Origin of the sequence: Streptomyces sp. NPDC020597, from assembly GCF_044335095.1 — a bacterium.
Classification (GTDB): Bacteria; Actinomycetota; Actinomycetes; order Streptomycetales; family Streptomycetaceae; genus Streptomyces.
The window spans coordinates 55706-79702 of sequence record NZ_JBIRUL010000002.1 but is presented as its reverse complement, the minus strand read 5'-3'; the positions used below and the strand labels follow the sequence as shown (position 1 = coordinate 79702).

Here is a 23997-nt window from a genome sequence, read left to right as displayed (position 1 = left end):
TAGGGGGTGCGGATCTCAGCCCTTGACCGCGCCGAGCATCACGCCCGAGACGAAGAAGCGCTGGACGAACGGGTACACGCAGAGGATCGGCAGCGAGGTCAGCACGATCGTGACCGCCTGGATGTTCGCCCCGACCTGGCTCAGCTGGTCGGTTGCGGCACCGGCGTTGCCCCCGGTGGTGGCCCCCGCGATGAGGTTGCGCAGATAGACGGTGACCGGCATGAGCTCGGTGCGGTCCATGTAGAGGTAGGCCGAGAACCAGGAGTTCCAGAAGGACACCGAGTAGAAGAGGACCATCGTCGCGACGACGGCCTTGGACAGCGGTAACACGATCCTGAGCAGGATTCCGTACGTGCTCAGTCCGTCGATCTCGGCTGCTTCCTCGAGCTCGGTCGGCAGGCTCTCGAAGAACGCCTTCATCACCAGCAGGTTGAAGACGCTGATCGCGTTCGGCACGGCGATGGCCCAGACGGAGTTCTTCAGGCCGAGGCTGGTGACGAGAACATAGTTGGGGATCAGCCCGCCGGTGAAGAACATGGTGAACACCGCGACGCCGACCAGCAGCCCGCGCCCCTTCAGGTTCCGCTTCGACAGCACGTAGGCGTAGCACGTGGTCAGAACCATGGCGATGACCGTGGAGACGACCGTGTAGAAAACGGTGTTCCCGTAGTTCCGCCAGAACATCGAGTCCTGGAACACGATCCTGTACGTGGTGAGGTTGAATCCCTTCGGCCACAGGGCCACTTCGCCTGCCCGGATGTGCCTTTCACCGCTGAAGGACCGGGCGATGATGTTGACGAAGGGATACAGGGTCACCAGGACGACGAGGGTGAGAATCACCCCGTTGACGCCCTGGAACACGCGGTATCCGCGCGTGGGCTGGCTGACGGACGTGCGCGGACGCGGAGGGCGGGACGTCAGGAGGCTCACCACAGGCTCGTCCCCACCGTGCGGCGCGACAGTTGGTTCGCGCTCGTGATCAGGACGAGACCGATGATCGCTTCGAACAGCCCGATCGCGGCGGCATAACTGAAGCTGTTGGACTCGACGCCGGCACGGTAGAGGTAGGTGGAGACCACGTCGGCCGTCGGATAGGTCAGGGGGTTGTACAGGAGCAGGACCTTCTCGAACCCGACCGCCATGAACGTGCCGATGTTCAGGATGAGCAAGGTGATCATGGTGGGGCGGATTCCGGGCAGCGTGACGTGCCAGATCTGCCGCCAGCGGCTCGCGCCGTCGATGCGGGCCGCCTCGTAGAGGTCCTCGTCGATCGTGGTGAGCGCGGCGAGGTAGAGGATCGTGCCCCAGCCGGCGGTCTGCCAGATCTCCGATCCGACGTAGACCGTACGGAACCAGCCCGGTTCCTGGATGAACCGCACCGGGTCGTGGCCGAGCAGGCCGAGCGCGTGGTTGACCGGACCGTCCGTGGCCAGCATCTGCAGGGTGATGCCCGCGACGATCACGATCGACAGGAAGTGCGGGAGGTACGAAACCGATTGCACAAAACGTCGCAGGGAACGCCGGCGTACCTCGTTGAGCAGCAACGCCAGGACGAGGGGCAGGGGGAAACAGAAGAGCAGCGTCAGCCCGCCGAGCCACAGGGTGTTGCGGAAGACCTGCCAGAAGGTGGGATCGGTCAGGAACATCCGCACGTACCGCAGCCCCACCCACTGCTCCCCGAGGATCGAACCGCCCGGCTCGAAGCGGCGGAAGGCGATCACGTTGCCGATCATCGGCACGTAGCGGAAGACCACGAAGAACAGCAGAGGCAGGACGGCCAGCGAGTACAGCTGCCAGTCGCGGCGCAACGCCCTCCGCCAGCCGCGCTGCGCCGCAGCGCGCGCCGCGCGGTGCGGGGGCTTCGCAGCGGGGCCCGGGTCCTGGGTGTCGGGGCGTGGGGCCGATGTGGTGGAGGTGCTCATGCTCGGGCCTCCCGGGGCGTTCTCGAAACACTCGGATCTCAACGCGGGATCTCGAAACTTTCGTGCCCTTACCGGTAACTCTGCGGCAACGTACGGGGTCACGGAAAGCGCTGTCAATGGGTGCTGCGCGGCGGACTGATGGGAGTTCCGCGGCGTGGAATCCGTTGCGGGACGGGGTAGAACCAGTGAGCGTGCGAGGAGCCGAGCGCTACGGTCCTTCGCAAATTTCTGGACGATCAGCGCAACAATCGTTGGCCCACGCCCTGTGAGGAGCCCTCGTGCCTGCGTTCGACCTGCCGCTACGGGATCTGGAGCGCCATCGCCCCGAACCCGACGAGCCCGACGACTTCGACGCCTACTGGGCTGCGGCCCGGAAGGAAGCCGCGCAGCGGGACCCCCTGGTGTCGGTACGACCTGTCGAAACCGGTCTCCGACTGACGCGGACCTGGGATGTGACGTTCCGGGGTTACGCGAGCGATCCGATCCGGGCCTGGTTCAGCCTCCCGGCGGACGCTCAGGAACCGTTGCCCGCAGTCGTCGAGTACATCGGTTACGGGCGTGGGCGCGGTCTCCCCCATGAACGGCTGACCTGGGTGAACGCAGGCTACGCCCATCTGTTGATGGACAACCGCGGCCAGGGCGACCAGTACGGCAGCGGGGGCGACACCCCCGACCCGCACACCGTCGTGTCCGGCGGCCCCGGGCCGGCCGTCCGCGGCCTTCTCTCCCCGCCCGACTACCACTATCGGCGTCTGATCACGGACGCGGTGCGCGCAGTGACGGCGGTACGGTCGCTGCCCGGCGTCGACCCGGCGCGCACGGCCGTCGTCGGCAACAGTCAGGGCGGCGGACTGGCCCTGGCGGTCGCGGGCCTGGTCGGCGACCTGACGGCCGTGCTCGTCACGGCTCCGTTCCTGTGCGGGATCCGGCGGTCGCTGGAGCTCACGGACGCGGGACCGTACGGCGAGATCTCCGCTTACCTCTCCGTCCGCCGCGGCAGCGAGGAAACCGCCTACCGAACCCTTTCGTATGTGGAGGGCGTGTCCTTCGCGCGTCGTGCGCAGGCTCCCGCCCACTTCGGCACGGGCCTGCGCGACACGGTCTGCCCGCCGAGCGGGGTGTACGCGGCGTTCAACCGGTACGGCGAGCTGAGCGGCGGCGCGCAACCTCACAAGGAGATCCACGTCTACCCGTTCAACGGTCACGAAGGGGGTGAGGCCGAACAGGTGAGACGACAACTGGGCTGGCTGGAAGCCTGGTTGGTCCGCTGAACGACCGCCGGACGACCGCGGCACCGCCGAAGCCGTCCGGCCGCGGCACCGCCGAAGCAGGTTCACGGGCGGCCTCACCGGACAGGGGAGCTTCATCGGCCGTCGCGCGTACGACGACTCGGTCACCGGCGCATCCCGGCGACCCGGTTCGCACAGCCCCGAGTACAGCGGCCGGCAGGCTGTACGCCCCCGTCGGCCTGCCGGCCCCGCTCGCCCGGGGAGCCCTGGCCATGACCGGATCCGCAGTCCGGGAACGTCCTGTCCGGCGCGCCGCGGCCACATCGTCGAGCTGTGCGGCAGGCACCGTGGGCGGTCCTCCTGCCCACGGTGCCTGCCGGTGGGCACGGCTCGCGCGCCCACCGGCTCCGCTCGGAGCGTCCGCTCGGAGCTGCTGTCGCTCAACCGACTCTGCAGGGGAGGCTCGTGGCGGTGTCACCTCCCGCGCCTGAGACCACGTATCCGAACGTCGCGCTCTGGCCCGGACTCAGCGAACCGTTCCAGTCCGCGTTGTGGACCATCACCGCCTGGCCGTTGTAGGTCGCGTTGCCGCTCCAGAGGCTCACCACCGACTGACCGCCGGGCAGCGTCCAGTCCACCATCCAGCCGAGCATCGGGACATCACCCGAGTTGGTGACCGTCACCTCCGACTGGTAGCCGCCGCTCCAGGTGGTGGTGGTCCTGCGGGACGCGGTACAGGTCCCGGGGACCGGCTCGCTGGGGTTGCCGGGCTCGTGGATGCCGGTCACTTCGCCGTTCCCGCCGTCGAAGACGACGTCGGAGCAGGAGTAGAAGGTCTCGGCGCTGTCGGAACGCTGCCAGACCATGTAGATGATGTGGCGGCCGGACTTGTTGGCCGGAAGCTTCCCGGTCCAGGAGTAGTTGGCCTCGACCGTGCCGGGACTGCCGTGGAGGGGCGGGTGGTCGACGGAGAGGAAGGGCTGGTCCTCGATGTCGTTCCAGCCGAGCGTCCGGGTGGGGTCGAAGCCGTTCTTGGTGACGTAGACGTGGAACCAACCCGGGTGCGCCGCCCAGGCGTTGTAGGAGAAGTCGACGGTCGCACCCGAGGTGAGATGGGTGAGCGGCCAGTCGTTGCGGGCCGCGTTGAACCCGGTGAAGTTGGTGTTGCCACCGCTGCACAGCTGACCGTCCGGTACGAAGCCGCGGGTGCGGCCCGCCCCGTCGGAACGCAGCACCGAGAACCAGTTGTAGAACGGTGTGGTACCGCTTACCTGTTGTGCGTTCTTGCAGGCCGGATTGATCGGCTTGATCTCACCGGTGTTGGTCAGCGCGTCCTGCCAGCACAGGAAAGTGCGGCTGCCGGGTTTCATGGGGGTTCCATGAGCCTGGGCCTCCCCGCCGGCGGTCACGATGAGGCCGAGAGCGGGCACCGTGGCCAGCAGGGCCAGGAGGACCAAGAGGAGGGCTTTGGTGCGCAGGCGCGACCTTGCGCCCGCGTTCGAGCTTGACGCGATCATGACAGTTTTCATGCTCAATGAGTCCGCCTTCCGTGTACGGACCGTGCATGCAGGGGTGCACTGCGGATGCGGGGACGGGTGACGCGGTTCGACAGGGGTTCCAGGACGTTGCGGGTTGCGTGCAGCGCCGTCCCGGCATGTCGGCTCGGCGAAGCGGGAGCGCCCCGGCCCGGTCCGGCAGGTTCCGGTCCGCCGGACGCGAACATATGGGAGCGCTCCCACTCCACCTGTGGCGGAAGGTAGCGCCGTACGGCTCACTTGTAAACGGTGGGCGCAACATTTCGTGGGCTACGCAGAAACTTTCAGCGGCACCATCGCGGACCGGGGACGCCAGCCCTGTCCGGATTCTGCCCCCAGCGGGCGCGAGATCCTGCGCTCCGCCCACGAACCGGTCCATGGAAGCGGTACCGGACACGACGGAGGGCCGCACCCCCGTCATCGGGGATGCGGCCCTCCAGCAGCACTTCGCACGCGCTTCGTCAGCGATTTCCGTTTCCGAACCGCTTGCCGTGCCCGTTACTTGCGGATCGGGTTACCCAACCGCTTGCCGTGCCAGTTACGTGCGGATCAGTTTCCGAACCGCTTGCCGTACCTGCTACGTGCGGATCAGTTTCCGAACCGCTTGCCGTGCTCCTTACTTGCGGATCAGGCTGCGCAGCACGTACTGCATGATGCCGCCGTTGCGGTAGTAGTCGGCCTCACCGGGGGTGTCGATGCGGACGACCGCGTCGAACTCGACGCCCGTGTCGGTGGTGACCTTGACCGTGCGCGGCGTGGTGCCGTTGTTGAGCTCCTCGACGCCGGTGAAGGAGAAGGTCTCCTCGCCGGTCAGACCGAGGGACTCGGCGGAGGCGCCCTCCGGGTACTGCAGCGGGAGGACGCCCATGCCGATGAGGTTCGAGCGGTGGATGCGCTCGTACGACTCGGCGATGACGGCCTTGACGCCGAGCAGCGCGGTGCCCTTTGCGGCCCAGTCGCGCGAGGAGCCCGAGCCGTACTCCTTGCCGGCCAGGATGGCCAGCGGGACGCCCTGCTCGATGTAGTTGCGGGAGGCGTCGTAGATGAACGACACCGGACCGCCGTCCTGCGTGAAGTCGCGGGTGTAGCCGCCTTCCGTCCCCGGCGCGATCTGGTTGCGCAGGCGGATGTTGGCGAACGTGCCGCGGATCATGACCTCGTGGTTGCCTCGGCGCGAGCCGTAGGAGTTGAAGTCACGACGCTCCACACCGTGCTCGGTGAGGTACTTGCCGGCCGGGGTGTCGGCCTTGATGGCGCCGGCCGGGGAGATGTGGTCGGTGGTGACCGAGTCGCCCAGCTTGGCCAGCACGCGCGCGCCGGTGATGTCGGAGACCGGGGTGGTCTCCATCGTCATGCCCTCGAAGTACGGGGGCTTGCGGACGTAGGTCGACTCGGAGTCCCACTCGAAGGTGTTGCCGGTCGGGATCGGCAGCGCCTGCCACTGGGCGTCGCCCGCGAAGACGTCCTGGTAGGACTTGTTGAACATGTCCTCGCCGATGGCGTTCGCCACGACGTCGTTGACCTCGGCCTCGGAGGGCCAGATGTCCTTGAGGAAGACCGGGTTGCCGTCCTGGTCGATGCCCAGGGCGTCCTTGGTGATGTCCACCTTCATGGAGCCGGCGAGGGCGTACGCGACGACCAGCGGCGGGGAGGCCAGGTAGTTCATCTTGACGTCGGGGTTGATGCGGCCCTCGAAGTTCCGGTTGCCGGAGAGGACCGAAGTCACCGCGAGATCATGGTCGTTGACGGCCTTGGAGACCTCCTCCGGCAGCGGGCCGGAGTTGCCGATGCAGGTGGTGCAGCCGTAGCCGACGAGGTTGAAGCCGACCTTGTCGAGGTACGGGGTGAGGCCCGCCTTGTCGAAGTAGTCGGTGACGACCTTGGAACCCGGGGCGAGGGTGGTCTTGACCCACGGCTTGCGGGTCAGGCCCTTCTCCACGGCCTTCTTCGCGACGAGCGCGGCGGCGACCATGACGTACGGGTTGGAGGTGTTGGTGCAGGAGGTGATGGCCGCGACCGTCACCGCACCGTGGTCGATCTCGTACGTCGAGCCGTCGGGGGCGGTCACGGTGACCGGGTTGGACGGGGAGCCGTTGGGGTGGTTGGCCGGGGCGTCGGAGGCCGGGAAGGACTCCTTGCCGGCCTCGTCGGCGGTGTCGACGTAGTTGCGGACGTCGTTCTTGAACTGCTCGGCGGCGTTCGCGAGGACGATGCGGTCCTGCGGGCGCTTCGGGCCGGCGATCGAGGGGACGACGGTGGACAGGTCCAGCTCGAGCTTCTCGGAGAAGTCCGGCTCGGCCTTCGGGTCCAGCCAGAGGCCCTGCTCCTTGGCGTACGTCTCGACGAGCGCGACCTGCTGCTCGGAGCGGCCGGTGAGCTTGAGGTACTTCAGGGTCTCGTCGTCGATCGGGAAGATCGCGGCGGTGGAGCCGAACTCCGGCGACATGTTGCCGATGGTGGCGCGGTTCGCGAGGGAAGTGGCGGCGACGCCCTCACCGTAGAACTCGACGAACTTGCCGACGACGCCGTGCTTGCGCAGCATCTCGGTGATCGTGAGGACGAGGTCGGTGGCGGTGGTGCCGGCGGGAAGTTCGCCGGTGAGCTTGAAGCCGACGACGCGCGGGATGAGCATGGAGACCGGCTGGCCGAGCATCGCGGCCTCGGCCTCGATGCCGCCGACGCCCCAGCCCAGCACGCCGAGACCGTTGACCATGGTGGTGTGCGAGTCGGTGCCGACCAGGGTGTCGGGGTAGGCCTGGCCGTTGCGGACCATGACCGTGCGAGCGAGGTGCTCGATGTTCACCTGGTGGACGATGCCGGTGCCCGGCGGGACGACCTTGAAGTCGTCGAAGGCGGTCTGACCCCAGCGCAGGAACTGGTAGCGCTCCTTGTTGCGGCCGTACTCCAGCTCGACGTTCTGGGCGAACGCGTCGTTGGTGCCGAACTTGTCGGCGATGACGGAGTGGTCGATGACCAGCTCGGCCGGGGAGAGCGGGTTGACCTTCGCCGGGTCGCCGCCGAGCTCCTTGACGGCCTCACGCATGGTGGCGAGGTCGACGACGCAGGGCACGCCGGTGAAGTCCTGCATGATCACGCGGGCCGGCGTGAACTGGATCTCCTGCGACGGCTGGGCCTGCGAGTCCCAGCTGCCGAGGGCACGGATGTGGTCGGCGGTGATGTTCGCGCCGTCCTCGGTACGGAGCAGGTTCTCCAGCAGCACCTTCAGGCTGTACGGAAGGCGAGCCGAGCCTTCCACCTTGTCCAGCCGGAAGATCTCGTACGACTCGTCGCCCACCTGCAGCGTGCTGCGGGCGTCGAAGCTGTTCGCCGACACGACAGTCTCCTTCATTGATGTGCGCGTACCACCGCATCCTGCCGTCACGCGGACTTGGCCGATCAGCTCAGGGCAAGCTAAGTTAGGCAAGCCTTACTGGCGTGGCGGCTGCGGTGCGCCTCGGCAGATATCTCGATGTCGAGATAACTCTAGTACATGGGCGCGGAATGGTCATGCCCGGGCTCGCCTGTCCCTTGTCATCCAACCGAGTCGTTTGACAGCGAACCCAGCCGTTTCGGCTTCTTTGGCAGCGAACCTAGTCGTGCGGGGCGCGCCCGCCACGGGCCATTGGCGACATTCGTACAAGACCGGCAGCCGCCGCCCCCCGCACTATCGCTCCATGAACGCCCACGACGCACAGCACGCGCAGCCGATGCATGTGGACCGTGACGGACCGCGGGACGCGCCGCCAGTGCTGCTCATCCACGGATCTGGAGCCTCGGGCGCCTCCTGGGGGCCGGTGGTCCCGGCCCTCGCCGACCGTCATCATGTCGTCCGGATAGACCTCCCGGGCTGCGGCCAGTCCCCGCGCGCCACGTCCTACGACGTTCCGGCGCAGGCGGGCCGCGTGGCGGCGCTGCTCGACGAACTCGGGCTGCGCGCCGTCACCGTGGCCGGCCACTCCAGCGGCGGATACGTCGCCACCGCGCTCGCGGAGCAGCGCCCCGACCTGGTGGGTTCGCTGGCGATGATCAGCACCGGCCCGCACCCCGACGCGCTCCTGCCGCAGCCGGCCATCCTCCGCGTGATGCTGGCACCGCCCTTCGGGCCGCTGCTGTGGTGGCAGCGTTCGGATGCGATGATCCGCAAAGGCATCGGCGCCACGCTCGCCGGGCCTGCGCCCATTCCGCCCGGCATGGTCGCCGACGCGCGGAGCACCACGTACCGCGCGTTCCGCAAGGTGCTGCGCGAGAACACCGCGTACCTCGCCGAGCAGTCCGTGCCCGAGCGGCTCGCCACCCTCGGGCTCCCGGTGCTCGTGGTCTTCGGCGGCGCCGATCCCCGGTGGGATCCGGCGTCGGCGCGCCAGTACGACGTCGTGCCGGGCGTGCGGGTCGAGATGCTGCCGGGCGTTGGGCACATGCCCATGCTGGAAGCGCCCGAGCCGGTGGGCCGGCTGCTGCTGGACTTCGCGACCCTGTGCGCCGGAAGCCCGCCGGCAGGCCCGGCCTAGACTGGCGCCGTGTTGTCGCAGGGCGTGCCACCCGCGTGGTCGGGCGTTGACATCGCAGTACCGGAGCCTTCGGACCGGCTGCCGGGCATCAGCATGGCCGGATTCCGCCACCGTGTCCCCGCGCCCGTCGACATCGCGATGGTCGCGCATCCGTCCGTCACCTTGCTCATCGATCTGAGCGGCGATGACGGTCTGGTCTGCGACACGCAGGGGCGGCACGGACGCGGCAGTGTCGTGATCGGCCTGGCCCCCGGGGAGCTGCGGGCGTCCGGCCTGGTGGGCGAGTGCCTGCAGATCCGGCTGCAGCCGGTTGTGGCGGCCGCAGTGCTCGGCTCGTCGGCCGGGGGCAGCGGGAGCGTGGAGTCCTTGGCGGACGTCTGGGGCCGCGACGCCGGGCGCTTCGAGGAGCGGCTGCGTACAGCCGGATCGTGGGACGAGCGGTTCGCGATGGCGGCGGACGCCGTCCGCCGGCGGATCGGGGACGGCCTGCGGGTCGATCCGGAGGTCGTTCACATCTGGGGGCGGACGGTCGCCAGCAGGGGCCGGATGCGTATCGACGGCCTGGCGGACGAGGTCGGCTGGAGCCGCAAGCGTCTGTGGGCGCGTTTCCGGGCGCAGCTCGGCGTCACCCCCAAGCGGGCCGCCCAGCTGGTGCGGTTCGACCATGCAGCCCATCTGCTCGCGGCGGGTGTCCCTCCCGCCGGTGTCGCGGCCGAGAGCGGTTACGTCGACCAGTCCCATCTGCACCGCGAAGTGAAGGCCTTTACGGGGCTCACGCCGACTGCCGTCGCCGCCGCGCCGTGGCTGGCGATCGACGACGTCGCGTGGCCGGCCTCCTGGCGGGCAGGGAGGCCCGTGGCAGGTGGCGCACGCGGTTCCGGCCAGCGCTGAACCGCCCAGCCGCGGCCCGCACTTTGCTCCCGACCGATAACTGTCCTTTGACATCCAACCTAGTCGCGCCAGGTCAGGGCATCGCACCGGACTAACTTGGCTGTCAAAGGACATCGCCGCCCCCTTGCCGGGGAACGCCGCATTCCACGCACGGCCCACCATGCCGGGCCCCTCCCGTCAGGGGCGGACACGAGTCTGCCGCCGGTGGCGCGCGCACCGTCCGTGATCTCCGCCACGCACCGAGCGGAAGGCACGGAAGCCGGCACCCGCTCCTCGCCGTGGACGCCTCCAGCGGCATGTCGGGTGCGCAACGGGCGCGTTGGAGGCGTGCCGAACGCGCGCCGCTCGAGCGTCCCGGCCATGGGTACGCCGAGCCGGGGTAGACGTCGACCGACGGACGCTTCGCGACGAAGGAGGCTCGATGCCCCTCACCTTCCGCAAGAGTTTCCGCATCCTTCCCGGGGTGCGGCTGAACATCAACCGGCACTCCTGGTCGATCACGACCGGAGGCGGCCGGCACGGGCCGCGTCACACGCACAGCAGTACCGGACGTCGCACGACATCAATGGATTTGCCCGGACCTTTCGGGTGGCGCCGTACCCGTCGCGCCAGGCAGCGTTGACGGCATGTCACCCGAACAGCCCCCTCAAGAGGCGCCATCTCATATGTGAGATAACCTCAGCCTCATGGCAGACGACTACCTCGTACGCATCGGCAAGCTCATCCGTGACGCCCGGCAGCACCGGGGCTGGACACAGGCACAGCTGGCCGAGGCGCTCGGAACCAGCCAGAGTGCCGTCAACCGCATCGAGCGGGGCAACCAGAACATCAGCCTTGAGATGATCGCTCGAATCGGTGAAGCCCTGGACAGCGAGATCGTCTCTCTGGGCTACGCGGGGCCGATGCATCTGCGGGTCGTGGGCGGCCGTCGGCTGTCCGGCGCGATCGACGTGAAGACCAGCAAGAACGCGTGTGTGGCCCTGCTGTGCGCCTCGCTGCTCAACCAGGGGCGCACGGTGCTGCGTCGGGTCGCCCGCATCGAGGAGGTCTACCGGCTGCTCGAGGTCCTCGGCTCCATCGGCGTACGGACCCGCTGGATCAACGGCGGCGTCGACCTGGAGATCGTGCCGCCGGCCGAGCTGGACATGGCGGCGATCGACGCCGAGGCCGCCGTGCGCACGCGCTCCATCATCATGTTCCTCGGCCCGCTGCTGCACCGGATGACCCACTTCAAGCTGCCCTACGCGGGCGGCTGCGACCTCGGCACCCGGACCATCGAGCCGCACATGATCGCCCTGCGCCGGTTCGGGCTGGACGTCGCGGCGACGGAAGGGCAGTACCACGCCGTCGTCGACCGCTCCGTCCGTCCGGACCGGCCGATCGTGCTGACCGAGCGCGGGGACACAGTCACCGAGAACGCGCTGCTGGCGGCCGCCCGGTACGACGGGGTAACCGTCATCCGCAACGCTTCTTCGAACTACATGGTCCAGGACCTGTGCTTCTTCCTGGAGGCGCTCGGCGTCCGGGTCGAGGGCATCGGCACCACGACGCTCACCGTGCACGGCGTCCCGGACATCGACGTGGACGTGGACTACTCCCCCTCCGAGGACCCGGTCGAGGCGATGAGCCTGCTGGCCGCCGCCGTCGTCACGGAGTCGGAGCTGACGGTGCGGCGGGTGCCCATCGAGTTCCTGGAGATCGAGCTGGCGGTCCTGGAGGAGATGGGCCTCGACCACGACCGCACGCCGGAGTACCCGGCCGACAACGGCCGCACCCGGCTGGTGGACCTCACGGTCCGGCCCTCCAAGCTGGAGGCGCCGATCGACAAGATCCATCCGATGCCGTTCCCCGGCCTCAACATCGACAACGTCCCGTTCTTCGCGGCCATCGCGGCCGTCGCCCAGGGCAAGACCCTCATCCACGACTGGGTGTACGACAACCGCGCCATCTACCTGACGGACCTCAACCGGCTCGGTGGACGCCTGCAACTCCTGGACCCCCACCGCGTGTTGGTGGAAGGTCCGACGCGTTGGCGCGCCGCCGAGATGATGTGCCCTCCCGCCCTGCGGCCCGCGGTGGTCGTCCTGCTGGCGATGATGGCGGCGGACGGCACCTCCGTGCTGCGCAACGTGTACGTGATCAACCGCGGTTACGAGGATCTGGCCGAGCGGCTGAACTCGATCGGCGCGCAGATCGAGATCTTCCGGGACATCTGAGGGGTCAGGGGGACGACCGCGAGGGACGGTGATCGCGGCCGACGGGGGCGGACCGGACCGTGAGGTCGGCACCGCGTTCGGCGGTCCCGGTCGCCGCCCGGACCGCCGGTGTGCACCGTCGGCCCGCTCCGGGGACCGCCGCGCGGCAGGGGCGAGGCTCAGCTCCCGGTCAGGGTGACGTCCCGCTTCTGTGACGCGTGGAAGCGGGGCAGGGGCAGGCCGCCGTCGGATCGGAGTTCCATCAGGGTGGCCTCGACGCGTGCCGTGCCGGGGGCGAGGTCGTTCGGGGTCGCCTTGCCGGAGTTCTTCCAGGTGTGCTCGGCGCCGTCGCACACGGCACGGGTGCCGCCGATGCCGTGCGTGACGTCGGAGGCCTGGCCGACCGAGGAGCTGAGGAAGACCGGGCCCGTGTTGGCGACGCAGCGGTAGGTGCCGGAGAGCGTGACGGTGCCGTCGGCGGCGATGCGGCCGACCGGGTCGACCGTGACGGACTCCGTCGGGTCGGCGACGGCGACGACCGCGGGGGCGGCCAGCAGAAGCAGGGCGGCACCGGCGGCCGCGGACAGGGCGGGGCGCAAGAACATGGCAGAACCTCCTGTTGTGGGGGCTCCACTGGTACCGGGCGCGCGCGTCCGGGGCGGTGATCGTCACTCCTTCGGTGGCGAGTCCGCACCGGTCGTCGACGTACCGTCCGGGAGTTGTCCTGGTGCTGTCACGCTTTCGGCCGCGCCCTGGCGGCGGTGCCCGGCCGAGCGCATGGTCTATCCATGCGGGCCGACCGGACGGCCGACCCCGCCGACGTGGAGGTGCACGATGTGTTCCCACCAGCTTCCCGGCGCTGCTGCCGACGTCCGTCCCGTGCACGTCGTCGCCGCGCACCCCGAGCAGGGCTGGAACCTGCTGTGCGACGGCACGATCGTCTTCGACGACTCGGGCGAACTGCTTCCCGACGGGCGTGTCGTGGCCCCGCACCGCGTGACGGTGCACCAGCTCGCCGTCGCGGCCTGACCGGCCGACCTGACCCACCCGACCTGGCCCGTCCGGTCCGACCCGCTGGGTCCGACCCAGTCGGCCCGACCCACTCGACCCGATCCGCCGGGTCCGACCCACTTGATCAGAACGCCCGGCCGATCCGCTCCCGGTCACCCGCGTTCCACCATGGTGGCGGTCGCGCCCGCCGGTCCGGGGAGGGGGCGTCGCCGGTCCGGGGAGGGGATCGCCGGTCCGGGGAGGGGATCGCCGGTCGGGCGTCCGGTGATCGCGGGGCTGCGCCGCGGGTCGTGAACCCGGTCGGTCAGTGGTCCAGCACCGCGAATCCGTCCAGTTCGACGAGTGCCCGCTCGTCCCAGAGGCGGACGATTCCGACGACCGCCATGGCCGGGTAGTCACGGCCGGCCGACCGCCGCCAGATCGCGCCCAGTTCCGCGGCGTGCACACGATAGGCGGCGACATCCGTCACGTAGACGGTGACGCGCGCCAGGTCGGATGCCGTGCCGCCGGCCGCCGTCAGCGCGGCCAGCAGGTTCGTGAGCGCCCGCGAGAACTGTTCCGGCAACGACTCCCCCACCACCGTCCCGTCGGCGTCCAGCGCGGTCTGGCCGGCCAGGAAGACGATGCGACTGCCCGTGGCGACGACGGCGTGGGAGAAGCCGGTGGGCGGCGAGAGCCCGGGCGGGTTGACGCGCTCCGCAGTCACTCGGCCTCCCGGTCGGCTCGCTCGGGCTGTGCGACGTGTGGCGACCGTGCGGTCCGCACTCCCGTCAGGCCGCCTCCCGCGGTCTCCTCGGCCCCCAGGAACCGACCTGGCTGCGCACTCCGGTCCGACTGCGCGCTCTTGTCGGACCGGGCGACCCGGTCCGACTGCGCACTCCGGTCGGTCCCGGCGATCCGGTCAGGCGGACCGGCGGGGGCGTCCCGACGCACTTGCCCGGCGGGCGCGGGCGGTTCCCCGTGGTCCGCCCACTGTGCGAGTTCCGCGTACAACTCCCTTGCGATGATGCCGCGTTGCACCTCGCTGGCGCCCTCGTAGATCCGTGGTGCGCGTACCTCCCGGTAGAGGTGTTCGAGCAGGTGGCCACGGCACAGGGCGCGCGCGCCGTGAAGCTGGACGGCCGCGTCGACGACGTACTGCGCCGTCTCGGTGGCGAGCAGCTTGGCCATCGCGGCGCGCCGGCGGACGTCCGGAGCGGCGGCGTCGTACGCGGTGGCCGCCGCGTGGACCATCAACCGGGCCGCCTCCGTACGCAGCGCCATCTCGGCGACCTGGTGCGAAACCGCTTGCAGATCCCGCAGCTTGCCGCCGAACGCGTCGCGCCGGGCGGTGTGGGCGAGGGTGGCGTCGAGCGCGGCCTGGGCCATGCCGACGGCGAACGCACCGACGCTCGGACGGAACAGGTCGAGGGTGCCCATGGCGACGCGGAAGCCGCGGTCGGGCTCGCCGAGCACGTCGTCCGCGGTGACGGGGACGGCGTCGAGGCGGAGGGCGCCGATGGGGTGCGGGGAGAGCATGTCGAGGGCGGATCCGGTCAGGCCGGGGCGGTCGGCGGGGAGCAGGAAGGCGGTGACGCCCCGCGCGCCGGCCCCGGGCGTGGTGCGGGCGAAAACGGTGTAGAAATCGGCTTCGGGCGCGTTGGAGATCCAGCATTTCTCGCCGGTCAGGCGCCAGCCGTCCGCTCCGTCGCGCTCGGCGGCCAGTGACAGCGCGGCCGCGTCGGATCCCGCGCCGGGCTCGCTCAGCGCGAACGCGGCCACCACGGTGCCGGCGGCGACCTCGGGCAGCCAGCGGCGGCGTTGGGCGGGGGTGCCGTGCGCGTGGACCGGATGGGCGCCCAGGCCTTGCAGCGCGAGTGCCGTCTCGGCCTCGGTGCAGGCGTACGCGAGGGATTCGCGCATCAGGCAGAGGTCGACCGCGCCGGAGGTGAAGAGCCGGGACAGCAGCCCCAGTCGGCCGAGTTCGGCGACGAGCGGCCGGTTGACCCGGCCCGGTTCGCCCTTCTCGGCGAGCGGGCGCAGCCGGTCGGCGGCCAGCGTGCGCAGTTCGGCGCACCAAGCGGTCCGTGCCGGATCGATCGAGAACGCGGGCGTCCCTGCGGTCATCGCCTCTCCCCTGTGCCGTGACGATCCCCTGAGTCGTGACTGATCCCCTGTGCCATGACTGGTCCGCGCGGTCGCGTACGGCCGTCGCGGCCTTCCGCTGCCGTCCGTGCGGACCGGCCCTCCCTTGTCCCCTGGCCGCTGACTGCCGGCGGCCGGCAACTGGCGGCCGGCCGCCACGGTCTGCGGCTTCGTCCTTGCGGCGCAGTCCTCCCGTGTCCGGGAGGGCCGACCGTGCGGCCTGTCGACCGTCCGCGCGGTGCCCCTGGGAGGGGTCCGCACGGTCGCGCCGTCCGCGCTCCTCCCCCACCGTATCGCGTACCGTTGACTGTCGTCACCAACGCGATACGCTCCTTGCGCGGTCCCACGACGATGACGACGCCCTCCGGGGCAGCCCAGCCGGACAGTCCATCCAGGCAAGGGGGCGAACACCCATGAACGTCTCGGCCCACGTCGACACCTTCGCGCGCGACCACCTCCCGCCGCCCGACCACTGGCCCGACCTGCGCTTCGACCTGCCCGGGCTGAACTACCCGGACCGGGTGAACTGCGCCGTCGAGCTGCTCGACGGGGCCGCGCCGGAGCGACCGGTGTTCCACACCGCGTCCGGGCCGTCGTGGACGTACGGCGGTCTGCGTGCCCGGGTCGACCGGATCGCGCATGTGCTCACCGGAGACCTGGGGGTCGTCCCCGGCAACCGGGTGCTGCTGCGGGGGCCCACCACGCCGTGGTTGGCGGCCTGCTGGCTGGCCGTGCTGAAAGCGGGTGCGATCGCGGTTACCGTCCTGGCCCAGCAGCGACCGCACGAACTGCGCACCATGTGCGAGATCGCCCGGGTCGGGCACGCGCTGTGCGACGTGCGGGCCGTCGACGACCTCGCAAAGGCCGAGGCACCGGGTCTGCGGATCACGACATACGGCGGCGACGACGCCGACGATCTGTTGAACCGGCCGTCGTCGGCGGAGCCCTTTCGGGCTGTCGAAACCGCTTCCGACGACATTGCGCTCATCGCGTTCACGTCCGGCACCACCGGTCGTCCCAAGGGGTGCCTGCATTTTCACCGGGATGTGCTGGCGATAGCCGACTCGTTCTCGGAACACGTACTGAAACCGCTTGCGGACGATGTCTTCGCGGGCAGCCCACCGCTCGGCTTCACCTTCGGCCTCGGCGGCCTCGTCGTCTTCCCCATGCGGGCCGGCGCGAGCGCGCTGCTGCTGGAGCAGGCGGGTCCCCGGCAGCTGTTGCCGGCGATCGCCGCGCACCGCGTGTCCGTGCTGTTCACCGCGCCTACCGCCTACCGCGCGATGCTCGACGATCTCGACGACCACGACGTGTCGTCCCTGCGCCGCTGCGTCTCCGCCGGCGAGAACCTGCCCGCTGCCACCTGGCGCGCCTGGCACGAGCGGACCGGTCTGCGGCTGATCAACGGCATCGGGGCCACGGAGCTGCTGCACATCTTCATCTCCGCCGCGGACGAGCGGATCCGGCCCGGCACCACCGGCGTTCCGGTGCCCGGCTGGCACGCGCGCGTGCAGGACGCGTCCGGTGCGCCCGTGCCCGACGGCGAGCCCGGACTGCTCGCCGTGCGCGGCCCGGTGGGCTGCCGGTACCTGGCCGACCCACGGCAGCAGCAGTACGTCCGCGACGGCTGGAACGTCACCGGTGACACCTATGTCCGCGAGTCCGACGGCTATTTCCGGTACGTGGCCCGAGCGGACGACATGATCATCTCGGCCGGGTACAACATCTCCGGGCCCGAGGTCGAGGAGGCGCTGCTGCGTCACCCCGACGTGCTCGAGGCGGCGGTCGTGGGGCGGCCCGACGAGCGGCGCGGGCAGTCGGTGGTCGCGTTCACCGTCCTGCGGGAGGGTGCGCGGCGCGACGCCGAGACCCTGCGCGCCTTCCTGAAGGAGGAGCTCGCGCCCTACAAGTGCCCGCGCGAGGTGGTCTTCCTGGAGGCGCTGCCGCGCACGGCGACCGGCAAGCTCCAGCGTTTCCGGCTGCGCGCAAACGGTTTCACCGAAGGTGACCAGCCGTGATGCCGAAGACCTAAGATGATCAACGTGTCCGACCAGCCCGCACCTCGGTCTCTCATCGTCACGCTCTACGGGGCGTACGGCCGCTTCGTCCCAGGGCCCGTGCCCGTCGCCGAGCTGATCCGGCTGCTCGCCGCGGTCGGCGTCGACGCGCCGTCTGTGCGCTCTTCGGTCTCGCGGCTGAAACGCCGCGGACTGCTGTTGCCGGCGCGTACCGCGCAGGGCGCCGCGGGCTACGAACTGTCCGTCGAGGCACGGCTGTTGCTGGAGGACGGTGACCGGCGCGTCTACGGCACGACGCCCGGCGCGGACGAGGGCTGGGTGCTGGCGGTGTTCTCGGTGCCCGAGTCGGAACGGCAGAAACGGCATGTGCTGCGCTCGCGGCTGGCGGGGCTGGGGTTCGGCACGGCGGCTCCGGGGGTCTGGATCGCACCGGCACGGTTGCACGACGAGACCCGGCACACGCTCCGACGGCTGCACCTGGACTCGTACGTCGACCTGTTCCGGGGCGAGCATCTCGGCTTTGCGCCTACCGTCGAGGCCGTCGCCCGCTGGTGGGACCTGGCGGCCATCGCCAAGGAGCACGAGACGTTCCTCGACCGCCACGAGCGGGTGCTGCGGGACTGGAGTCGACGGCCGGACACTCCGCCCGAGGAGGCCTACCGCGACTACCTCCTCGCATTGGACTCCTGGCGTCATCTGCCCTACGTCGACCCCGGCCTGCCCGCCCGGCTGCTGCCGCGGGACTGGCCGGGCACGCGTTCGGCGGCCGTCTTCCAGGGGCTGCACGAGCGGCTGCGCGACGCGGGCGCGGAGTTCGTCGGGGTCTGAGCCCGGGCTCGACCCGGGTTCGGCCCGGGTTCGGCCCTGTCCCGGCCCTGTCTCGGCAATGGGCCGGCCGGATTTCGGCCTGTGCTCCTGCGTGCCGGACCAGCCCGGCCTGGTCCGGCCACGCTCCGGCACGGTCCGGCACGGCCCAGGCCGGCATACTCCGGGCCGGCACTGTCCGGTGCAGCCCGGTCCGATCCCGCACAGTCCTCTTCCCGCTCGGGGCGGGCCGACTTCATCTTCCGAGGTTCAGGCGGGGTTTGGGGGCGTCGGCGCGGCCGGTGCGCGGGGGTCTGCTGCCCGCACGGTACGGCGCGGGCCAGTCGGCGCCCGGGCCGGTGTAGCCCTGCTCCGCGGCCGCGTGCAGGGTCCAGTTCGGGTCGTAGAGGTGAGGCCGGGCGAGGGCGCACAGGTCGGTACGGCCCGCGAGGATAAGTGAGTTGACGTCGTCCCAGGAAGAGATGGCGCCGACCGCGATGACCGGGACGCCCACCTCGTGACGGATCCGGTCGGCGAACGGCGTCTGGTACGAACGCCCGTAGTCGGGCCGCTCCTCGGCCACCACCTGTCCCGTGGAGACGTCGACGGCGTCGGCGCCGTGCTCGGCGAACGCTCGGGCGATGCCGACGGCGTCGTCGGCCGACGTGCCGCCCTCGGCCCAGTCGGCGGCGGAGATGCGGACGGTCATGGGTCGCCGGCCGGGCCAGACCTCCCGGACCGCGTCGAAGACCTCGAGCGGGAAGCGCAGCCGGCCGTCGAGAGAGCCTCCGTAGGCGTCCGTGCGGCGGTTGGTGAGCGGGGAGAGGAAGCCGGACAACAGGTAGCCGTGCGCGCAGTGCAGTTCGAGAAGATCGAAGCCGGCTCGTGCGGCCCGACGAGCGGCCGCCGTGAACTGGTCGCGCACTTCGAGCAGTTGGTCGCGGCCGAGTTCGCGCGGTGTCTGGCTGCCCGGCTTGTACGGCAGGGGGGACGCGGCCACGATCGGCCAGTTGCCGTCCGGCAGCGGTTCGTCCATGCCCTCCCACATCAGCCTCGTCGAACCCTTGCGTCCGGAGTGGCCGAGCTGCACGCCGATCGCGGCTCCCGGTGCGTGCTCGTGCACGAAGTCGGTGACGCGCCGCCAGCCGTCGGCCTGCCGGTCGGTGTAGAGGCCGGTGCAGCCGGGGGTGATGCGCCCCGGCGCGGACACGCACACCATCTCCGTCATCACCAGTCCGGCTCCGCCGAGGGCACGGGCGCCGAGGTGGACGAGGTGGAAGTCGCCGGGAAGACCGTCCACCGCCGAGTACATGTCCATGGGTGACACGACGACACGGTTGCGCAGGGTCAGACCGCGCAGCCGGAACGGGGTGAACATCGGGGGCGTCGCGGGCGGGCAGCCGAACTCGCGCTCCACGGCTCCGGTGAAACGAGGGTCGCGCAGCCGCAGGTTGTCGTGGGTCACGCGGCGGCTGCGGGTGAGCAGGTTGAAGGCGAACCGTCGGGGCGGCTGACCGAGGTAGAGCCCGAGGTTCTCGAACCATTCCAGGCTGGCGCGGGCAGCCCGCTGGGTGGAGGCGACGACGGGTCGGCGTTCCTCCTCGTAAGCGGTTGCCGCCGTGCGGAGGTCGGGGTGTTCGTCCAGGCAGGCGGCGAGCGCCAGCGCGTCCTCGACGGCCAGCTTGGTGCCGGAGCCGATCGAGAAGTGGGCGGTGTGTGCGGCGTCGCCCAGGAGGACCACGTTGCGGTGCGACCACCGTGCGTTGACGACCGTGCGGAAGGTGGTCCAGGCGGAGTTGTTGGATCTCAGGGCCCGTCCGCCGAGCGCGTCGGCGAAGATCTTGGCGCAGCGCGCGACGGACTCGGATTCGTCGAGTTCGTCGAAACCGCTTGCTCGCCACACTTCCTCGCGCATCTCGACGATCACGGTCGAGGCGTCGGTCGCGTAGGGGTAGCCGTGCAGTTGCATCACGCCGTGCTCGGTCTCGGCGATCTCGAAACGGAAGGCGTCGAAGGCGAAGTCCGCGGCGAGCCAGATGTAACGGCAGCGGTGGCCGGTCACCCGCGGCTCGAACACCTCCGCGTAGGTCTCCCTGGTGGCGCTGTGCACTCCGTCCGCGGCGATGACGAGGTCGTACTCCTTGGCCAGGCGGGCCGGGGCGGGCGCCTGCGTGCGGAAACGCAGGTCGACGCCGAGGGAGCGGCAGCGCTCGTGCAGGATCTCCAGCAGTCTGCGGCGGCCGAGCGCGGCGAAGCCGTGTCCGCCGGAGGTGTGGCGTACGCCGCGGTGGACGATGTCTATGTCGTCCCACCGGACGAAGTCCTCCCGCAGGGAGCGGTACACGACGGGGTCGGCGTGCTCGATGCCGCCCAGGGTCTCGTCGGAGAGGACGACGCCGAAGCCGAAGGTGTCGTCGGGTGCGTTGCGCTCCCAGAGGGTGATCTCGCGGCCGGGGTCGAGGCGTTTGAGCAGGGCCGCCGCGTAGAGGCCGCCGGGGCCGCCGCCGATGATCGCGATCCGCCGGGCACGGCCGGCCGGGGCGGACGGCTGCGGGTGGCCGGACGGGGCCCGTCGCGGGCTGCGGCGGGTCGCGGCGCCGGCGTCTCTCCGCAGCACGGAGGACGTCGCCGCCGACGCCGACGTCCGGCCGCTCTCCGTTCCGGAAAGCGGTGTCGCCGGGGTTGCCGTTTCTGAAACCGGTGTCTCGGAGTGCACCGCCTCGGGAGCCGTGGTCGGGGAAACCGGCTTCACAAAGGTTGCCGTTGCCGTTGCCCTTGCCGATTCCGTAAGCGGTTTCCTCGACGTTGCCGTCTCCGAAACCTGCTTCCCCGAAGGCGTAGTTTCGGAAACCGGCTTCCCCGAAGGCGTTGTTTCGGAAACCGGTGTCGCGGGAGGGGTTGTTCTCGAAGGCGGTTTCATCGGCCTCGCCACTTCGGGGGGCGTTTCTGGGTGAACGCTTCGTGGAACTCGGCGTAGTCCTCGCCGTTCATGAGCAGGGCCTGGGTGGCGGCGTCGAGTTCCACGGAGGCCGCGAGCGGCATGTCCAGTTCGGCTGTGAGCAGCGCCTTCGTCTGGGCGTAGGCGAGTGCCGGGCCGTCGGCCAGGCGGCGGGCCAGGGCGTGGGCGGCCTCGTCGGCCTGTCCTTCCTCGGTCAGTTCGCTGATCAGGCCGATCCGCTCGGCCTCGGGGGCGCGGACGGGTTCGCCGAGCATGAGGAGCCGGGTGGCGTGGCCGAGCCCGACGATCCGGGGCAGCAGGTAGGCGGCTCCCATGTCGCCGCCGGAGAGGCCGACGCGGGTGAAGAGGAATGCGAAGCGGGCGCCGGGGTCGGCGACCCGGAAGTCGGCGGCCAGTGCGAGGACCGCGCCGGCGCCGGCGGCCACCCCGTGCACGGCCGCGATCACCGGGAACGGGCACTCCCGCAGGGCCCGTACGACGTGGCCGGTCATCCGGTTGAAGTCGAGGAGCTGGGCGGTGTCCATGCCGAGGGTGGCGCCGATGATCTCGTCGACGTCGCCGCCGGAGCAGAAGCCGCGGCCTTCGCCGGCCAGCACCAGGGCGCGGACCGACCGCTCCCTGGACAGCTCGGCGAGCAGGTCGCGCAGGTCGGCGTAGGCGCCGAAGGTGAGGGCGTTGAGTTTTTCCGGGCGGGCGAGGGTGACGGTGGCGACGCCGTCGGTGTGCTCGACGTGCAGATGACGCCAGTCGGGGGTGCGTGCGGCGGAGCCGGTGAAGGGACTCATGAGGGCGGCCTCCTCGACGGTCGCCTTCGAAGTTATCACTCTCCTGTGACTGTCGTCATGAGTGCGCGATATGCGAGGGGGGCAGAATCGCCCTGTGCCGCCGTGTCACCGCACGGCGTACGCCCGTCACACACGTCACCGGTCGTCGATAAGGCGGTAACAAGCGGATCAGGTGCGAGAGGGAGAGCGTTGGCGCGGGTAAGCCGCCCGACAGCGGGGTCTGAACGTCCCGCACGGTGCCCGCCGAGCGCCTCTGCCGGAGGTCGCCGTACCATTCCTGAAATTGAAGGCAGGACCGCCTGATGTCGATCACGGGAACCTGCGCCATGAACGGACTCGCCTTGCACGAACGCCCCTCCGACTCCGCCGCCTCCTGGCGAATCGCACTGCCGCACTCTGCCGCGGCCGTGCCGGTGGCGCGTGCACTGGTCCGTACGGCGCTGGCCGAGCTGAAGCACGGGGCGGACAGCGACACGGCGGAGCTGCTCACGGCCGAGCTGGTGGCGAACGCCGTGGAGCACACCGCCGGGGACGCGCCGATAGAGCTGGTCGTGGAGCTGCATCCGGGCGGCTGCCAGGTCGAGGTGCACGACGCCGACCCGGAGCCGCCGGGCGACCTCACCCGTCCGTCCGGCAGGGAGCCCGACCCCTGGCAGGAGCACGGACGCGGGCTGCTGCTGATCCGCGCGCTCAGCTCGTCCTGCGGGCACCGGCCCACCGATCAGGGCAAGGCGGTGTGGTTCAGGCTGGCCGCGGTGCCGCCGCAGCGCGGTCCGCGTCCGGCGTGAGGGCCAGGTCCAGCGTGATCGCCTGGTCCGGCGTGAGCGGCGCGTCCGGCGTGAGGGCCAGGTCCAGCGTGATCGCCTGGTCCGGCGTGAGCGGCGCGTCCGGCGTGAGGGCCGCCTCCCGGCTCAGCGCCGCGTTCCGGTTCAGCGACGCGTGCCGGTTCAGCGACGCGTTCCGGTTCAGCGACGCGGGTGTCCTGCGAGGGTGGCGACCAGCACGGCCTTGATGGTGTGCAGACGGTTCTCCGCCTCGTCGAAGACGACGGAGTGCTCCGATTCGAAGACCTCGTCGGTCACCTCGAGGCAGTCGAGGCCGTGGCTTTCGAATATCTCCTGGCCGACCGCGGTGCCCAGGTCGTGGAAGGCCGGCAGGCAGTGCAGGAACCGGACGTCCGGGTTGCCGGTGGCGCGCAGGACGTCCATGGTGACGGCGTAGGGGCCGAGGGCGGCGATCCGCTCGCCCCAGACCTCCTTGGGCTCGCCCATGGAGACCCAGACGTCGGTGGCGACGAAGTCGGCGCCGCGCACGCCCTCGGCGACGTCCTCGGTGAGCAGGACGGCGGCCCCGCTGTCCGCGGCGAGCTCGCGGGCCTTGGCGACGACCTCGTCGGCGGGCCAGTACTCCTTCGGCGCGACGATGCGGACGTCCATGCCGAGCAGCGCCCCGGTGATCAGGTAGGAGTTGCCCATGTTGAAGCGCGCGTCGCCGAGGTAGGCGAAGGCGATGTGGCCGTCCAGGCCCTTCGCGCAGTGCTCGGTCATCGTCAGCACGTCGGCGAGCATCTGGGTGGGGTGCCAGTCGTCGGTGAGCCCGTTGAAGACCGGTACGCCCGCGTGGGCGGCGAGCTCCTCGACCTTGTGCTGGCTGTCGCCGCGGTACTCGATGCCGTCGTACATGCGGCCCAGCACGCGCGCGGTGTCCTTCGCCGACTCCTTGTGGCCGATCTGCGAGCCGGCCGGGTCCAGATACGTGGTCGAGGCGCCCTGGTCGGCGGCGGCGACCTCGAACGCGCAGCGGGTGCGCGTCGAGGTCTTCTCGAAGACGAGGGCGATGTTCCTGCCGCGCAGGTGCTGCACCTCGGTCCCGGCCTTCCTGGCGGCCTTCAGCTCGGCGGCCAGCTCGACCAGGCCGCGGAACTCCTCCCGCGTGAAGTCCAGCTCCTTGAGGAAGTGGCGGCCGGCGAGGGCGGTCGGGACAGTCGCCATGGGGGCGCTCCAGAGGTACGAGAAC

18 protein-coding genes and 1 pseudogene are annotated in these 23997 nt (G+C 70.5%); 9 read left to right on the top strand and 10 right to left on the bottom strand.

The genetic code is table 11. The features are described from left to right. Window positions 1-15: 15 nt before the first annotated feature. Both ACH4ZA_RS04080 and ACH4ZA_RS04075 read right to left on the bottom strand, forming a co-directional pair. The gene (locus ACH4ZA_RS04080; RefSeq protein WP_398427891.1) at window positions 16-930 is read right to left on the bottom strand and encodes a carbohydrate ABC transporter permease; all 915 of its coding nucleotides are present in this window, start codon (window positions 928-930) and stop codon (window positions 16-18) included. Continuing rightward, a complete protein-coding gene (locus tag ACH4ZA_RS04075) occupies window positions 927-1922 on the bottom strand; it encodes an ABC transporter permease (RefSeq protein WP_398427889.1) in 996 nt (331 codons plus the stop codon). Before ACH4ZA_RS04075 ends, ACH4ZA_RS04080 begins: the two co-directional genes overlap by 4 nt. 278 nt (window positions 1923-2200) lie before the next feature. On the opposite strand from ACH4ZA_RS04075, the gene ACH4ZA_RS04070 reads away from it, so the two are divergent. Continuing rightward, complete coding sequence (locus tag ACH4ZA_RS04070) at window positions 2201-3193, top strand: acetylxylan esterase (protein WP_398427887.1); 993 nt, start codon at window positions 2201-2203, stop codon at window positions 3191-3193. 398 nt (window positions 3194-3591) lie between these two features. Here ACH4ZA_RS04070 and ACH4ZA_RS04065 read toward each other — a convergent pair whose 3' ends face one another. Both ACH4ZA_RS04065 and acnA read right to left on the bottom strand, forming a co-directional pair. Beyond that, entirely contained in the window at window positions 3592-4668 is a 1077-nt protein-coding gene (locus ACH4ZA_RS04065) for a lytic polysaccharide monooxygenase (RefSeq protein WP_398427886.1), read from the bottom strand. A gap of 634 nt (window positions 4669-5302) precedes the next feature. Further along, complete coding sequence (acnA, locus tag ACH4ZA_RS04060) at window positions 5303-8020, bottom strand: aconitate hydratase AcnA (RefSeq protein WP_319278223.1); 2718 nt, start codon at window positions 8018-8020, stop codon at window positions 5303-5305. A gap of 340 nt (window positions 8021-8360) precedes the next feature. On the opposite strand from acnA, the gene ACH4ZA_RS04055 reads away from it, so the two are divergent. From ACH4ZA_RS04055 to ACH4ZA_RS04040, 4 genes are all read left to right on the top strand, one after another. Next, window positions 8361-9194, top strand: a complete 834-nt coding sequence (locus ACH4ZA_RS04055) for an alpha/beta fold hydrolase (RefSeq protein ID WP_398427884.1) — start codon at window positions 8361-8363, stop codon at window positions 9192-9194. A gap of 93 nt (window positions 9195-9287) precedes the next feature. Continuing rightward, a complete protein-coding gene (locus ACH4ZA_RS04050; protein WP_398427883.1) occupies window positions 9288-10085 on the top strand; it encodes a helix-turn-helix domain-containing protein in 798 nt (265 codons plus the stop codon). A gap of 421 nt (window positions 10086-10506) precedes the next feature. Next, the gene (locus tag ACH4ZA_RS04045) at window positions 10507-10707 is read left to right on the top strand and encodes a DUF4236 domain-containing protein (RefSeq protein WP_319278227.1); all 201 of its coding nucleotides are present in this window, start codon (window positions 10507-10509) and stop codon (window positions 10705-10707) included. Between the two features lie 64 nt (window positions 10708-10771). Further along, window positions 10772-12301, top strand: a complete 1530-nt coding sequence (locus tag ACH4ZA_RS04040; RefSeq protein WP_319278230.1) for a UDP-N-acetylglucosamine 1-carboxyvinyltransferase — start codon at window positions 10772-10774, stop codon at window positions 12299-12301. 158 nt (window positions 12302-12459) lie between these two features. On the opposite strand, the gene ACH4ZA_RS04035 is transcribed toward ACH4ZA_RS04040, so the two are convergent. Beyond that, window positions 12460-12885: a DUF6299 family protein gene (locus tag ACH4ZA_RS04035; RefSeq protein WP_319278233.1), complete on the bottom strand. Its 426-nt coding sequence runs from the start codon at window positions 12883-12885 to the stop codon at window positions 12460-12462. 229 nt (window positions 12886-13114) lie between these two features. On the opposite strand from ACH4ZA_RS04035, the gene ACH4ZA_RS04030 reads away from it, so the two are divergent. Continuing rightward, window positions 13115-13309 carry a DUF5999 family protein gene (locus ACH4ZA_RS04030; protein WP_319278235.1) on the top strand — a complete coding sequence of 65 codons (195 nt, stop codon included), beginning with the start codon at window positions 13115-13117 and terminating at the stop codon, window positions 13307-13309. A 286-nt stretch (window positions 13310-13595) separates the two neighbouring features. Here ACH4ZA_RS04030 and ACH4ZA_RS04025 read toward each other — a convergent pair whose 3' ends face one another. Together ACH4ZA_RS04025 and ACH4ZA_RS04020 are read right to left on the bottom strand one after the other, a co-directional pair. Beyond that, entirely contained in the window at window positions 13596-13997 is a 402-nt protein-coding gene (locus ACH4ZA_RS04025; RefSeq protein ID WP_319278237.1) for a Rid family hydrolase, read from the bottom strand. Window positions 13998-14269: 272 nt separating this feature from the next. Beyond that, window positions 14270-15397 (bottom strand): annotated as a pseudogene (locus ACH4ZA_RS04020) (acyl-CoA dehydrogenase family protein); the annotation flags it as partial. 431 nt (window positions 15398-15828) lie between these two features. On the opposite strand from ACH4ZA_RS04020, the gene ACH4ZA_RS04015 reads away from it, so the two are divergent. Then, window positions 15829-17433: an AMP-binding protein gene (locus tag ACH4ZA_RS04015; protein WP_398427882.1), complete on the top strand. Its 1605-nt coding sequence runs from the start codon at window positions 15829-15831 to the stop codon at window positions 17431-17433. A gap of 15 nt (window positions 17434-17448) precedes the next feature. Beyond that, complete coding sequence (locus ACH4ZA_RS04010; protein WP_319278241.1) at window positions 17449-18261, top strand: PaaX family transcriptional regulator C-terminal domain-containing protein; 813 nt, start codon at window positions 17449-17451, stop codon at window positions 18259-18261. Between the two features lie 232 nt (window positions 18262-18493). Here the strand turns inward: ACH4ZA_RS04010 and ACH4ZA_RS04005 are convergent, their stop codons facing one another. After that, window positions 18494-20854 (bottom strand): bifunctional salicylyl-CoA 5-hydroxylase/oxidoreductase, encoded by a 2361-nt coding sequence (locus ACH4ZA_RS04005; protein WP_398427881.1) that lies wholly within the window; start codon window positions 20852-20854, stop codon window positions 18494-18496. Between the two features lie 299 nt (window positions 20855-21153). After that, the gene (locus ACH4ZA_RS04000) at window positions 21154-21981 is read right to left on the bottom strand and encodes an enoyl-CoA hydratase family protein (RefSeq protein WP_319278260.1); all 828 of its coding nucleotides are present in this window, start codon (window positions 21979-21981) and stop codon (window positions 21154-21156) included. 326 nt (window positions 21982-22307) lie between these two features. Here ACH4ZA_RS04000 and ACH4ZA_RS03995 point away from each other — a divergent pair, with 326 nt between their 5' ends. Then, on the top strand, window positions 22308-22769 hold the full coding sequence (locus ACH4ZA_RS03995) for an ATP-binding protein (protein ID WP_319278262.1): 462 nt from the start codon (window positions 22308-22310) through the stop codon (window positions 22767-22769). Window positions 22770-22946: 177 nt separating this feature from the next. Here ACH4ZA_RS03995 and argF read toward each other — a convergent pair whose 3' ends face one another. Beyond that, window positions 22947-23972 carry an ornithine carbamoyltransferase gene (gene argF / locus ACH4ZA_RS03990; RefSeq protein ID WP_398427879.1) on the bottom strand — a complete coding sequence of 342 codons (1026 nt, stop codon included), beginning with the start codon at window positions 23970-23972 and terminating at the stop codon, window positions 22947-22949. Window positions 23973-23997: the final 25 nt, after the last annotated feature.